Source organism: Pasteurella atlantica (assembly GCF_963693435.1).
Taxonomy (GTDB): domain Bacteria; phylum Pseudomonadota; class Gammaproteobacteria; order Enterobacterales; family Pasteurellaceae; genus Phocoenobacter; species Phocoenobacter atlanticus.
Map to the genome: position 1 here is coordinate 1,771,209 of NZ_OY856306.1, position 14,364 is coordinate 1,785,572.

Annotated in this window: 13 protein-coding genes; 7 read left to right on the forward strand and 6 right to left on the reverse strand. The window is 34.7% G+C overall.

Annotated features, from left to right (window positions below):
* The first annotated feature begins 60 nt into the window (after positions 1-60).
* The gene (locus U9966_RS08260) at positions 61-1,059 is read left to right on the forward strand and encodes a LacI family DNA-binding transcriptional regulator (protein WP_306347363.1); all 999 of its coding nucleotides are present in this window, start codon (positions 61-63) and stop codon (positions 1,057-1,059) included.
* Between the two features lie 73 nt (positions 1,060-1,132).
* Here U9966_RS08260 and metK read toward each other — a convergent pair whose 3' ends face one another.
* The 4 genes from metK to galT all read right to left on the reverse strand — a co-directional run bounded on the left by metK (position 1,133) and on the right by galT (position 5,719).
* Positions 1,133-2,287 carry a methionine adenosyltransferase gene (metK, locus tag U9966_RS08265; RefSeq protein WP_306347364.1) on the reverse strand — a complete coding sequence of 385 codons (1,155 nt, stop codon included), beginning with the start codon at positions 2,285-2,287 and terminating at the stop codon, positions 1,133-1,135.
* 159 nt (positions 2,288-2,446) lie between these two features.
* A complete protein-coding gene (galM, locus tag U9966_RS08270) occupies positions 2,447-3,472 on the reverse strand; it encodes a galactose-1-epimerase (RefSeq protein ID WP_306347365.1) in 1,026 nt (341 codons plus the stop codon).
* Positions 3,466-4,623, reverse strand: a complete 1,158-nt coding sequence (gene galK / locus U9966_RS08275) for a galactokinase (protein ID WP_306347366.1) — start codon at positions 4,621-4,623, stop codon at positions 3,466-3,468. Before galK ends, galM begins: the two co-directional genes overlap by 7 nt.
* A 52-nt stretch (positions 4,624-4,675) precedes the next feature.
* Entirely contained in the window at positions 4,676-5,719 is a 1,044-nt protein-coding gene (gene galT / locus U9966_RS08280; protein ID WP_306347367.1) for a galactose-1-phosphate uridylyltransferase, read from the reverse strand.
* Positions 5,720-5,943: 224 nt separating this feature from the next.
* Here galT and U9966_RS08285 point away from each other — a divergent pair, with 224 nt between their 5' ends.
* The 4 genes from U9966_RS08285 to mglC all read left to right on the forward strand — a co-directional run bounded on the left by U9966_RS08285 (position 5,944) and on the right by mglC (position 10,772).
* Complete coding sequence (locus U9966_RS08285) at positions 5,944-6,948, forward strand: substrate-binding domain-containing protein (RefSeq protein ID WP_306347368.1); 1,005 nt, start codon at positions 5,944-5,946, stop codon at positions 6,946-6,948.
* 222 nt (positions 6,949-7,170) lie between these two features.
* Positions 7,171-8,169, forward strand: a complete 999-nt coding sequence (gene mglB / locus U9966_RS08290) for a galactose/glucose ABC transporter substrate-binding protein MglB (protein ID WP_306347369.1) — start codon at positions 7,171-7,173, stop codon at positions 8,167-8,169.
* Between the two features lie 52 nt (positions 8,170-8,221).
* Complete coding sequence (gene mglA / locus U9966_RS08295) at positions 8,222-9,748, forward strand: galactose/methyl galactoside ABC transporter ATP-binding protein MglA (protein ID WP_306347370.1); 1,527 nt, start codon at positions 8,222-8,224, stop codon at positions 9,746-9,748.
* A 13-nt stretch (positions 9,749-9,761) separates the two neighbouring features.
* Positions 9,762-10,772, forward strand: coding sequence for a galactose/methyl galactoside ABC transporter permease MglC (mglC, locus tag U9966_RS08300; protein ID WP_306347371.1), 1,011 nt, complete (start codon positions 9,762-9,764; stop codon positions 10,770-10,772).
* A 143-nt stretch (positions 10,773-10,915) separates the two neighbouring features.
* Here the strand turns inward: mglC and U9966_RS08305 are convergent, their stop codons facing one another.
* Complete coding sequence (locus U9966_RS08305; protein ID WP_306347372.1) at positions 10,916-11,671, reverse strand: YaaW family protein; 756 nt, start codon at positions 11,669-11,671, stop codon at positions 10,916-10,918.
* A 142-nt stretch (positions 11,672-11,813) separates the two neighbouring features.
* Between U9966_RS08305 and U9966_RS10250 the strand changes: the two genes are divergently transcribed.
* Both U9966_RS10250 and argG read left to right on the forward strand, forming a co-directional pair.
* Entirely contained in the window at positions 11,814-11,999 is a 186-nt protein-coding gene (locus tag U9966_RS10250; RefSeq protein ID WP_407675209.1) for a helix-turn-helix domain-containing protein, read from the forward strand.
* 163 nt (positions 12,000-12,162) lie between these two features.
* Complete coding sequence (gene argG / locus U9966_RS08310; protein ID WP_306347373.1) at positions 12,163-13,488, forward strand: argininosuccinate synthase; 1,326 nt, start codon at positions 12,163-12,165, stop codon at positions 13,486-13,488.
* 66 nt (positions 13,489-13,554) lie between these two features.
* Here argG and U9966_RS08315 read toward each other — a convergent pair whose 3' ends face one another.
* A complete protein-coding gene (locus tag U9966_RS08315) occupies positions 13,555-14,025 on the reverse strand; it encodes a YaiI/YqxD family protein (RefSeq protein ID WP_306347374.1) in 471 nt (156 codons plus the stop codon).
* Positions 14,026-14,364 lie beyond the last annotated feature (339 nt).

Here is a 14,364-nt window from a genome sequence, read left to right on the forward strand (position 1 = left end):
ACGTTAACAAAAAAGAGAGTATTACAGGTAAAATAGAAAAAAATAAGAAGGATAATAAAAATGGCATCATTAAAACAAGTCGCAGAATTGGCAGGGGTTTCTTTAATGACCGTATCTAGAGCATTAAATAATCCTGAGAAATTATCTGCAAAAACTTATAAACACGTAAAAAAAGCAATTGATGAACTGAATTATGTGCCTAATTTTTCTGCAAAAAACATTCGAGGATCAACTGGCAAGACGATCGGTGTGCTATCTTTAGGTACAGCAACGACGCCATTCTCTGTTGAAATCATTCTTGCAATTGAAAAAACGGTGCGACAACACGGCTGGCATTCTTTTGTGATCAATACGTTTGAAGATGATGAGCAAGAAATGGAACAGGCAGCAGAACGTTTATTATCTTATCGTCCAGCTGGGATTATCGTGGCAAGAAATGGTTTAAAAGAAGTAAAAATTCCTCAAAAATTACATAATATTCCGATGGTGTTATCAAATTGTGTGACGAATGATGTTGATGTAGCAAGCTATATTCCTAATGATTTTCAAGGGCAGTTTGATTTAACTGAACTATTGGTTAAAAAGGGCTATAAAAAGCCCCTTTGTATGTATATTCCAGAAAAATCCATCGCAGCCAAAGAGCGTAAAAATGGTTTTGAAAAAGCTTGGTTTAGTCAATTAAATCCTCAGATACCAGAACAACATTTTATGATTGGTACACCTCATACTTACGAAAATGGAGCAAAACCGCTTGAAAAGTTGTTAGAGAATAATCCTAAGAAATTAGATTTTGATATTATAGTGTGTGGTAATGACCGTATTGCATTTCTCACTTATCAACTCTTATTAAGTAGAGGTTTTCGTATCCCAGAAGATGTGGCAGTGGTTGGTTACGATAATATGGTTGGTGTTACACACTTATTTCAACCGTCACTCACCACTGTACAACTCCCCCACTATGAAATGGGAAAACAGGCAGCACTGCATTTTATTGAGGGAAGAAATTCGATAGGAGAAAATTCGATTACTTGTCCATTAATTATTGGACAGTCTTGTTAAGAAAAAACAAGCGGTATGATTTAATCAAAAATTTGCAAATTTTGATCAACATCGTACCGCTTGATTTTATAAATTATTTCAATCCTGCTTCAAAACGTAAAATATCTGCTTTATCTGTTTTTTCCCAAGGGAAATGTTCACGTCCGAAGTGTCCGTAAGCGGCAGTTTCACGATAAATGGGTTTAATTAGATCTAACATTTGAATTAAGCCGTAAGGACGTAAATCAAAATGCTGACGCACTAAGCGAACTAACACTTCATTACTTACTTTACCTGTTCCAAAGGTTTCTACCATTATTGAGGTTGGATCTGCGACACCTATTGCATAAGAAAGCTGAATTTCACAACGATCTGCTAAACCCGCGGCTACAATATTTTTCGCCACATAACGCGCGGCATAAGCTGCCGAACGGTCAACTTTTGATGGATCTTTACCAGAGAATGCACCGCCACCGTGACGAGCCGCACCACCGTAAGTATCAACAATAATTTTACGTCCTGTTAAGCCACAGTCACCCATTGGACCGCCAATAACAAAACGCCCTGTTGGATTAATAAAATATTTGGTATCTTTACTTAACCATTCACTTGGCAAAATAGGTTTGATAATTTCTTCCATTACCCCTTCGTGAAGATCTTTTTGAGAAACGGTGTCTGAGTGCTGAGTTGAAAGTACTACGGCATCAATGCCTTTAATTTTATTATCTTCATAAATAAAGGTAATTTGGCTTTTTGCATCAGGGCGTAACCAATTTAATTTACCACTTTTACGTACTTCTGCTTGTTTTTGCATTAATAAGTGAGCATAGGTAATTGGTGCTGGCATTAATACGTCAGTTTCATTGGTCGCATAGCCAAACATAATGCCTTGATCCCCCGCGCCTTGTTCAAAAGGATCAGTTCTATCAACACCTTGATTAATATCAGGAGATTGTTTACCAATTGCATTTAATACAGCACAAGAATGGGCATCAAAGCCCATATCAGAATGAGTATACCCAATATCGCAAATCACTTCTCGAGTTAGACTTTCAATATCGACCCAAGCCGTTGTGGTAATTTCACCGCCCACTAATGCCATACCTGTCTTTACATAAGTTTCACAAGCTACACGCGCTTTTGGATCTTGTTTTAATATTTCATCTAAAACTGCATCAGAGATTTGATCTGCAATTTTATCAGGGTGTCCTTCTGAAACAGATTCTGAAGTAAATAAATTCATTGCCATTGTGCTATTCCTTAATATTAAGTAGGTTTACAAAATACCTAAGCGGTAACATTTTGTAAAATTTTTACAATATCTTACCGCTTATTTATAATTTTTTAGAGGTTTAAACATCTAGACGTCTATAATATATTTTTTTACTCAAAATCACAATCTATTTTTTTAATCTATTTTAAATATTGTCCACTGTTTATATTTTTCACCTGCCTTTATAATTCCACCATATTTCTGCCATTCAGGATGATTAGGGGTATCTGGCAATGCTTGGGTTTCTAATGCAATTCCTGAATAATCACTATAGACCCCCTTATGGCGATTTGGGTTGTTTGCAAGATAGTTTCCAGTATAAACTTGTAATGCAGGTTGTGAGGTGAATACTTGTAATTGCAATGAGTTATCTGAAGCCGTTAAAATCGCACAAGGTTGCTCGCCTTGATGATTTAATAAAAAGGAGTGATCATAACCTTTGGTAAGTTGTTGCTCTTCTTTGAGAAAATCCTTGCTGATTACTTTTTCATCACGAAAATCAAAACTGGTATTTTCAACGGCTTTTAACGGTGCATTTGGGATACCTTCATTATCCACAGGTAAAAAATAATCCGCATTCAGCTGTAATTTATGATCACGAACATCACTACCAATCTCAGCATTATCTAAATTAAAATAACTATGATTGGTTAAATTCAATGGCGTATCTTGATCAGACTCACCTTCAAATTCGATTTTGACTTCATTTTTTTCTGTTAAATGATAAGTAGCATAAACCGTTACATTACCTGCAAATCCTTGAGCGCCGTCCTGTGAAAAAAGTGAAAAAGTAATCATATTCTCACTTTTTTCTTTAATGTTCCAACGTCGATGACTAAAACCCTCGCCACCGTGTAGTTGATGTTTTCCTTGATTGGCAACTAGCTGATATTTTTTACCATTTAGTTGAAAACTGGCATTCGCAATGCGATTAGCATAACGCCCCACTGTTGCCCCTAAATAAGCACTTTGATTAAGATAATCTTGAGGCTGACAACCTAACAAAGTTTCTCTAAGCTCATTATTTACAGGGACTTTACAGGATATCCACGTTGCGCCCCAATCCATTACTTGAATGGACATTCCATTGCCATTCGTTAAAGTAAAGATCTGAAAAGGAATATTATCAGATGCTATACCAGTGGTGGTTTCCGTTAGCATACTGATACTCCTTGTGAAGCTGTACACACATAAAAGGTTTCTTTTAAGCCTGTCTGTTTTTGATAATTATCCGCAATAATTTTACGTACTTCTTCTACTTTTTCAACAGGTGCAACTGCAACAATACATCCACCAAAGCCACCACCTGTCATTCTCGCACCACCACTTGAACCGATAACGACTTGAGCAAGTTCTACTAAGTAATCTATTTCAGGTGTGGTAATTTCAAAGTCATCACGCATTGAATCGTGAGAGGCATACATCAATTTACCCAATAAGGTTAAATCACCCTGCTCTAAGGCTTTTACTGCATCAAGTACACGTTGATTTTCAGTCACTACGTGTCTGGCTCTTCTCATCATTTCAGGATCACAAGCGGTAAGATCTTTCTCTTTTTTTGCAAATTCTTCAATAGACACATCTCGCAATGCTTTTACGCCGAAAAATTCCGCTGCTTTTTCACATTGTTGGCGACGAGTGTTGTATTCCCCTGTTACCAAATCGTGTTTCACATTTGAGTTTACAATCATCACGGCAACATCTTTTGGCACGGGTGTTGGCTTGGTTTCTAAACTACGGCAATCAATCATCAATAAATTATCTTTTTGCCCTAATGCTGAAATTAACTGATCCATATTGCCACAATTTGCACCCACAAATTGATTCTCAGCTTTCTGCCCGATTAACGCAATTTCAGTATGAGAAAGTGAAAGATTGCCTAATTGCTGACAGAACTTTCCTACCGCCACTTCTAATGATGCCGAAGAACTTAAACCAGAAGATAAAGGCACATTGCCACTAATCACTAAATCTGCCCCTTGTTTAAATTCAGGGCAACGCTCTTGAATAAATTTAACTACTCCACGCACATAGCCCGTCCATTTAGCCTCACTGTTTTTTGTGATCGGTTGGCTTAAATCAAATTTATCAAACTGATCTAAATCTGCCGCATAGACGTTAAAAATACTATCACTACGTTTAGTACCACTGATTGCTGTTCCATAGTTGATCGCACAAGGCATCACAAAACCGTCATTATAATCGGTATGTTCGCCAATCACATTGACTCGCCCTGGAGCATAAACACATAAGGTTGGTTTTTGATTAAATTTTTCAACAAATAACTGTTTCGCTTTTTCGATTGGTTGCATAATATTTCCTTTTTTGTAAATTTTAACTCACAAGTAACCGCTATATTCAATATTACTTCATTTTATAATGAGTATCTGACAACTCTCTTAAACGTATTGCAGCTTGCTCTGCGGTTAGATCTCGCTGGCTCTCCCCTAACATCTCATAGCCAACCATAAATTTACGCACGGTGGCAGAACGTAGTAAAGGTGGATAGAAATGAGCGTGTAATTGCCAATGTTCATTCTCTTTTCCATTAAAAGGTGCAGCGTGAAAGCCCATTGAATAAGGGAATGATGTATTAAATAAATTATCATATTTTGTTGTTAATTTTTTTATTGCTAAAGCAAGATCTTTTTCTTGTTCTGTATTTAAATCCGTTAAGCGTTTAATATGCTGTTTTGGAAGTAACAAGGTTTCAAATGGCCACACCGCCCAATAAGGCACAACTGCTACCCAATATTCTGTTTCTACCACAATGCGTTCTTTAAGTTCTAATTCTTTATTGACATAATCCATTAAAAGTACCGAATTATGTTTTTTCAAATATTCAGCTTGTGCTTTATCTGCTTGGGCAACTTCATTTGGTAAGAAATTGCTTGCCCAAATTTGCCCGTGAGGATGAGGATTTGAACAGCCCATTGCTGCCCCTTTATTCTCAAAAATTTGCACCCATTGATATTTTTGACCTAATTCTTGTAATTGTTCTTGCCACGTTTTGATCACTTCGGTGATTTCTTCAACGGTCAATAAAGGTAAGGTTTTACTGTGATCAGGTGAAAAACAAACTACTCGGCTCTCGCCCTGTGCCTGAGAACTTTGAAAGAGAGGATCTTGTTGTTCTTGTGGAGCTGGTGTATCTTCTAAAAGGGCGGAAAAATCATTTTTAAACACGAAAGGTTGAGTATAAGCTGGATTTTGTTCACCAGTAATGCGTTTATTACTTGGACACAAATAACAACTTGGATCGTAACTTGGTTTATTTTCTTCCACTACTTTTTCTTGTTGACCTTGCCAAGGACGTTTTGCTCGATGTGGGGAAACCAAAACCCATTGTTCGGTTAATGGATTATAACGTCGATGTGGATGCTCAGTTGGATCAAATACATTATTCATTTTTCCTCTCCTTTTTATTTCTTTTTAAAAATGTAAACGATTACATCCCTATTTTAACCCAGCAAAATACAATTACTGTGATCTACATCACAAATTTAAAATAATCATAGTAAATTACATTATTTTTTGTGAGCTAGGTATCATTTTTAAAAGTAACCGCTTTCAAAAAAATATATTTTTTATATGATGTTTAATGTCAAAACAGATCAATTAAAAGGAAAATTATGATTACAATTCGTGATGTTGCTACTCTCGCAGGCGTTTCAGTTGCTACCGTTTCTCGAGTTTTAAATAATGCTTCCTCTAGTAATAAGTCTCGCCAATCTGTTTTACACGCTGTAGAAACATTAGGTTATTGCCCTAATGCTAATGCTCAAGCTCTCGCACTAAAAAATACAGATACCGTTGGCGTTGTGGTCACAGATGTAACTGATCCTTTTTTTGCTATTTTAGTGAAAACTGTCGATCAAGTTGCCACTGAATATGGTAAAAGTATCTTAATTGGTATCGGTTACCATAACGCAGAAAAAGAACTTAATGCCATTGAGAGTTTATTACGTAAACGTTGTAATTGCTTAATTGTTCATAGTAAAGCGCTTGATGATGAAATATTAAAACATTACCTAGAAAGTGTACCGAGTATGGTCATCATTAACCGTGTTATTGAAGGATATGAGCATCGCTGTGTTGATCTTGATAATGAAAAAGGCACTTTTTTAGCCACTGAAACATTGATTAAATTAGGGCATAAACATATAGGTTACATTGGTTCTAATCATTATATTACTGATGAGTTTGATCGTAAAAATGGCTATTTAAAAGCATTAAAAAAACATCAACTTTCACAATTAGAGCACGCTATTGTACACACATCTCCTGATTTTGAAGGCGGTGAAGAAGCAATGATAGAACTGCTTAGCTATCACTCTGATTTAACAGCTATTGTCGCATATAATGATAATATTGCAGCAGGTGCATTATCGGTTTTAAATGAAAACAATATTAAAGTTCCTGAGCAATTTTCAATTATCGGATTTGATGATGTTCCTATTGCAAAATATTTAGTACCAAAACTCACTACAATCAGATATCCTATTGATTTAATGGCAAGTTATGCAACCAAATTAGCATTAAACTTAGCAAATAAAGAAATTGAGCGTCCCACTTATGTACAATTTAAACCTACTCTAGTTAAACGATTTTCAACTAAAAATTTATCCAATAAATAATTTTCTTGAATTTAGATTTCAAGCTATATTTCTAAATAATTTATGAAAACGTTTTCATAATTGTGAAACAGATCACAGAATTGTATTATAAATTGCTGTATGATCATCGCGATTATCCAATATGCTATACGGATAAGTTCAATTATTGGTAATAAAATTTTTACTATCAATAAAACTCAATATACTTTGTTTTACAAAGATTTTTCAATGGAGAAACACATTATGAAAAAAACGTTTTTAAGTGCTGTGGCATTAGCAGTTGGTTTTGGTGCGGTAGCAACAGCATCTGCAAAAGACATTCCAATCGGTGTAACAATTTACAAATACGACGATAACTTTATGGCATTAATGCGTCAAGAGATTGAAAAAGAAGCCCAAGCTCTTGGTGGTATTAAATTAAGTATGAATGACTCTCAAAATCAACAATCAATTCAAAATGACCAAATTGATGGTTTGCTTTCAAGAGATCCTATTGTTAAAGCATTAGCAATCAACTTAGTTGACCCAGGTGCAGCAAAAACAGTTATTCGTAAAGCAAAAGGTGACGATGTGCCAATCGTATTCTTTAACCGTGATCCGGGTACAAAAGCACTTGATACTTATGACAAAGCATATTTTGTTGGAACAAATCCTGAAGAATCTGGTGTAATGCAAGGTCAATTAATTGCAAAACAATGGAAAGCTCATCCTGAATTTGATTTAAATAAAGATGGTAAAATCCAATTTGCTTTATTAAAAGGTGAACCTGGACACCCAGATGCAGAAGCTCGTACTAAATTTGTTATCAAAGAATTAAATGATCAAGGTTTCAAAACTGATGAATTATTTATCGATACAGGTATGTGGGATGCATCAATGGCAAAAGATAAAATGCAATCTTGGTTATCTAACCCTAAAGGTAAAGATATCGAAGTTGTTATCTGTAACAACGATGGTATGGCAATGGGTGCATTCAATGCAATTAAAGCTGCGGGTAAAAAATTACCAATCTTTGGTGTAGATGCACTTCCTGAAGTTTTACAAATGGTTAAGAAAGGGGAAATTCTTGGTACCGTACTTAACGATGGTGTAAACCAAGGTAAAGCAGTTATGCAACTTTCTAAAAACTTAGCAGAAGGCAAAGCGCCAACTGAAGGTATGACTTACAAACTTAACGGTAAACGTATCAACGTTCCTTATGTTGCAGTTGATGCAGATAACTTAAAAGACTTTTTAAAATAATTTGTAATATATTTAGGGGGCTTAGTCCCCCTTTTTTTGATAGAGGTTGAATATGACAGCACAAAATACAGCATCAAAGCCTAAAGGTGAAGTGCTACTAGAAATGACAAATGTCAGTAAAACCTTTCCCGGAGTAAAAGCACTTGACCAAGCAAATTTAACTGTCCGTTCTTATTCTGTTCACGCCTTAATGGGTGAAAATGGTGCAGGAAAATCAACATTATTAAAGTGTTTATTTGGTATTTATGCCAAAGATGAAGGGGAAATTCTTTTTTTAGGAAAGCCAGTAGATTTTAAAACGTCAAAAGAAGCCCTTGAAAATGGGATCTCTATGGTTCACCAAGAACTAAACTTAGTTCGTCAACAAAGCGTTATGGATAATATATGGCTGGGACGTTATCCAACCAAAGGTGGCTTTATTGACCATAAAAAAATGTATAACGATACTAAGGTTATTTTTGATGAGTTGGATATTAATGTTGATCCAAAAGAAAAAGTAGGAAAATTATCTGTTTCTCAGATGCAGATGGTTGAAATTGCCAAAGCGTTTTCCTATAACGCAAAAATCGTTATTATGGATGAACCCACCTCTTCTCTTTCTGAAAAAGAAGTGGATCACTTATTTAAAATTATTAAAAAATTACAAGATCGTGGCTGTGGAATTATTTATATTTCTCACAAAATGGACGAAATCTTTAAAATTTGTGATGAAGTCACCGTTTTACGAGATGGTAAATGGATAAATAGTGTTTCAGTCGCAGATTGTACTATTGATGATATTGTTGCAATGATGGTTGGACGTGAATTAACTCAGCGTTTTCCGCCAAAATCAAATACACCAAAAGAAGTTATTTTAGAAGTAGAAGGATTAACCGCAACTAATCAGCCATCAATTCAAGATGTGAGTTTTAATCTCCATAAAGGTGAAATTTTAGGTATTGCTGGCTTAGTGGGAGCAAGACGAACTGATATTGTAGAAACCATTTTTGGTGTTCGCCAACGCAAAAGTGGTACCATTAAATTACACGATAAAATCGTTAAAAATAATACTGCTCTGGAGGCAATCAACCACGGATTTGCTCTTGTAACAGAAGAACGCCGTGCGACTGGTATTTACTCCAATTTAAGTATTGAATTTAACTCATTGATCTCAAATATGAAAACCTATTTAGGAAAATTTGGACTACTAAGTAATCAAAAAATGAAAAGTGATACACAGTGGGTCATTGATTCAATGAATGTTAAAACGCCTTCTCATCAAACGAGTATTGGTTCATTATCTGGTGGTAATCAACAAAAAGTCGTCATTGGTCGTTGGTTATTAACTCAGCCTGAAATATTAATGCTCGACGAACCTACTCGAGGTATTGATATTGGAGCAAAATTTGAAATTTATCAACTCATTATGGATCTTGCCAATAAAGACAAAGGTATTATTATGATTTCATCAGAAATGCCTGAACTTTTAGGGGTAACAGATCGAATATTAGTAATGAGTAACGGACGAGTTGCGGGGATTGTCAATACAGCAGAAACCTCGCAAGAAGAAATTTTACAGTTAGCGGCTAAATATCTATAGAGGGAACCGTATTATGTCAGCCTTAAAACAAAATAAATCACTTGATTTTTTAAAACAAAACGCTATTTACTTTGTCTTGTTAGTATTACTTTCTGTCATTATTACACAAGATTCAAGTTTCTTAAGTTTACGTAACTTTAGTAATATTTTAACTCAATCATCGGTACGTTTAATTATCGCACTTGGTGTGGCAGGATTACTGGTAACACAAGGAACCGACTTATCAGCAGGTCGTCAGGTGGGGCTTACCGCTGTAGTTTCTGCAACATTATTACAGGCAATGGATAACGTAAACCGAGTATTCCCTGATCTTGGTGAAATTCCAATTCCTGTTGTTATCTTAATTGTATGTGTAATCGGTGCAATTATTGGATTATTAAATGGTTTTATTATTGCAATTTTAAATGTAACTCCGTTTATTGCTACATTAGGGACAATGATCATCGTTTATGGTATTAACTCCCTTTACTATGATTCAGTAGGTGCATCACCTATCGCTGGATTTAGTGACGCATTCTTAGATTTCACCCAAAACTTCTTTAGAATAGGATCATTTAAACTCTCCTACATTACCATTTATGCCGCCATTATTACGGTCTTAGTATGGATTATGTGGAATAAAACCCGCTTTGGTAAAAATATCTTTGCAATCGGTGGAAACCCAGAAGCGGCTCGTGTATCGGGTGTAAACGTAACGCGTAATCTCATCGTTATTTATATGATTGCAGGTATGTTATACGCTTTCGCAGGTATGCTTGAAGGTGGACGTGTAGGAAGTGCAACTAATAACCTTGGTTTTATGTACGAACTTGATGCCATCGCCGCCTGTGTGGTTGGGGGCGTATCCTTTGCTGGTGGTGTGGGTACTGTTGCTGGTGTTGTGACTGGGGTATTAATCTTTACCCTTATCAACTACGGTTTAACTTATATCGGTGTAAACCCATATTGGCAATATATTATCAAAGGTAGTATTATCATTTTCGCTGTTGCAATTGATAGCTTAAAATATGCGAAGAAAAAATAACGCATAAAAAATAAACTACTAGAAATAAAGTAACCGCTTATTGATTAAAATAAGCGGTTACTTTTTTATTAAAATTTATAAATTTTAACTGACTATCAGAAACAATAATTGAACCATTTGGGTTTTACGTTATTTTCTAAAACTTATTCAATATTGAGTTCAGATAGCATATGTCGATTAATATATTTTTGTCTTAATCCAATAACAGTTATTACCGCAGGTATTGTAACACGATACGCAGGACCTGCAATATCAATAGCCGTCCACAATCCAGTTATTACCCAACCAATAGGACCTGTTAAAACAGCCATTGTTCTAGTCAAGGTAGCATTACCTGCAAAAGATAATCCTCGTCCAATCAATGCTTTTAAAATTGCATTAACCACAATAACTGTGAGTTGATATGATTTAAAGCCACCCAATTTAAAAATTTTCAAGAATGCTGCTGTTAATAATTCAGGTGTAACATTATCCGTATTTTTAATGCCAATACTACGGGCTAACTCTTGCTTTTCAGAAGAAGACATCTCTTCCAAAGATTTTTCTAAAATCTTCATCAATAAATGTTGCTCTATTTTTTCTATTGCTGAGTTTTTATTATAATTAACTTTCAATTTATCACAAACATCACATAAAATTTCGTGATAGGTCACCCCCTTTCCAAATCTCAGTAACGTTACAAAAGTATTCGCTCCATAGCATTGTAATTCCTCAGCAATACGCTCCCAATAGATGGAATAATTACTACCATATTCTTTACGTTCATTTGATACTGATAATGTTTCTGTTAAACGTCTATCACCATCTTTATCGTAAACTAAAACATCATAAAGTTCTTTTAAATCATCAGACTCAAGGTGTTGTAAAAAATCTAAATCGGGATCATAACGATAAGCCATTTTTTCCTCCTAATATTCAACAATTATCCCAATACGGGATAATACTAAAATAGGATAATAATTACAAGCTAGATTTTTTAGCTTAGAGTGATTAACCTTGAAAACAATTTATAAAGAAAAATATCAAAAAATTATTCAATGTTTGATTTCTACACGAAAGAAGCAAGGAATAACCCAACAGCAAATTGCAAATAAATTAAATAAACCACAATCATATATTGCAAAAATTGAGCGCTGTGAAAGAAAACTTGATATTTTAGAATTTATTGAACTATGTGAAGCAATGAATACTAGTCCAATAACTATTTTACAAAAATTTGTAAATTGAGATAAAAAATAGCTTATCAATTATGATAAGCGGTTATTTTTTCATTAAAATTTGCAAATTTTGTCATAATAAAAATAACAAGTTCATTTTTAATTCTATTTTAGATAGAATAATGGAATTATTTATATAAAATTTAAATTATGCAATACAACAAGGAATTTATATGTCTAGTACAATTTTAGAATCTATACCATTTGGTAAAAAAGTGGGAATCGCATTTTCAGGTGGTTTAGATACCAGTGCAGCTTTACTTTGGATGCGTCAAAAAGGAACGGTACCCTATGCTTACACAGCAAATTTAGGTCAACCAGATGAAGAAGATTATGATGCAATCCCTCAAAAAGCAATAGAATATGGGGCAGAAAAAGCGCGATTAATTGATTGCCGCAGCCAACTTGCTCACGAAGGTATTGTTGCCATTCAATGTGGTGCATTTCACATTTCTACAGGTGGAATGCCCTATTTTAATACGACGCCTTTAGGACGTGCAGTTACAGGAACAATGCTTGTGGCATCAATGCAACAAGATGGTGTAAATATTTGGGGAGATGGTAGCACTTATAAAGGAAATGATATTGAACGTTTTTATCGTTATGGTCTAATCACTAATCCTGATCTCAAAATATACAAACCTTGGTTAGATGAACTGTTTATTAACGAATTAGGTGGACGTTCTGAAATGTCACAATTTTTAATCAAGAATGGTTTTGATTATAAAATGTCCGTTGAAAAAGCCTATTCCACAGATTCTAATATGCTTGGAGCCACTCACGAAGCAAAAGATTTAGAAGATTTAGACACCAGTATCAAAATTGTAAAACCTATTATGGGTGTTGCGTTTTGGGATGAAAATATAAAAATTGAAACAGAAGAAGTAAAAATTAGTTTCGAAGAAGGCATTCCCGTTGCATTAAATGGCAAACGTTTTGATGATTTGGTTGAATTATTTTTAGAAGCGAATCGTATTGGGGGTAGACACGGATTAGGAATGTCAGATCAAATTGAAAACCGTATTATTGAAGCAAAATCTCGTGGCATTTATGAAGCACCGGGAATGGCACTATTACATATTGCTTATGAACGTTTAGTCACAGGTATTCATAATGAAGATACCATTGAGCAATATCGTATCAATGGTTTACGTCTAGGACGTTTACTCTATCAAGGTCGCTGGTTTGATTCACAAGCATTAATGTTACGTGAAACCGCACAGCGTTGGGTTGCCAAAGCAATTACTGGTGACGTCACATTGGAATTACGTCGTGGTAACGATTATTTAATATTAGACACTCAATCACCAAACCTAACCTATCAAGCAGAACATTTAAGTATGGAAAAAGTGGAAGATGCACCCTTTACAGCGACAGATCGTATTGGTCAATTAACTATGCGTAATCTTGATATTAAAGATACTCGTGACAAACTCGGACTTTATACCCAAACAGGACTAATTTCGAGTAAAAACAATATTATTCCACTTTTAGATTAGAACGAAATTAATTGATGTAATACAGAAACAAAGGCTGAGTAGTTTCAGCCTTTATTTATTTTTTCTTTAATTGCATATTCTTGATAATTTTGTATGTAGTCGATTAAATGTATCTGCAAATATTTTCTTATCTTTATCAGAAAATGGTTTTTGTTTACCCATTTGAGAAGGTTCAAGCACGCCCGTACTACGCATCATATCCATAAAATCACGCATCCCTAGATTTTGCTTAATATTATCCTTATTGTACTCTAGTCCTTTAAAATTAATTACCGCCACACCTTTGTTAATAAGATCATTCGCCAAAGGAATATCACTGGTTATCGCTAAATCATTTTTTTCAGCCTGTTCCACGATATAGTTATCCGCAATATCAAAGCCTTTTTCAACCACTTTAATGCTAATAAAAGGCGAACGTGGCAAATTGATAAAACTATTACTTACAAATATTGCAGTAGTTTTGGTTCGCATTACCGATTTACAAATAAAATCTCGTAATGTTTTTGGACAAGCATCCGCATCTATATAAATTTTCATTGGTTTATTTTTCTAAGTTTGTGAGTTTAATACAGAGTAACAACATTCCCCCTCCCTAACCCTCCCCCGCAAGCGGAGGAGGGGATTTTTAGGTTGTACACACAAGTTCCTCCCTCCGCTTGCGGGGGGAGGTTAGGAGGGGGGAATAAATTTCAAGTATGCTCTTACCCTGATTTTTTATATATCTATTAATAAATTTTCAGTAATTTAAGGATTACCTTATGAAAGCCTCTTTGCCTTCTTATCCCTTTATAAATTTAATTAGGAATTAAATGACATATTACTATAATTAAATTGTAATTAGAAACTATACCTAATCTAAAAAATACTTAAGCATAA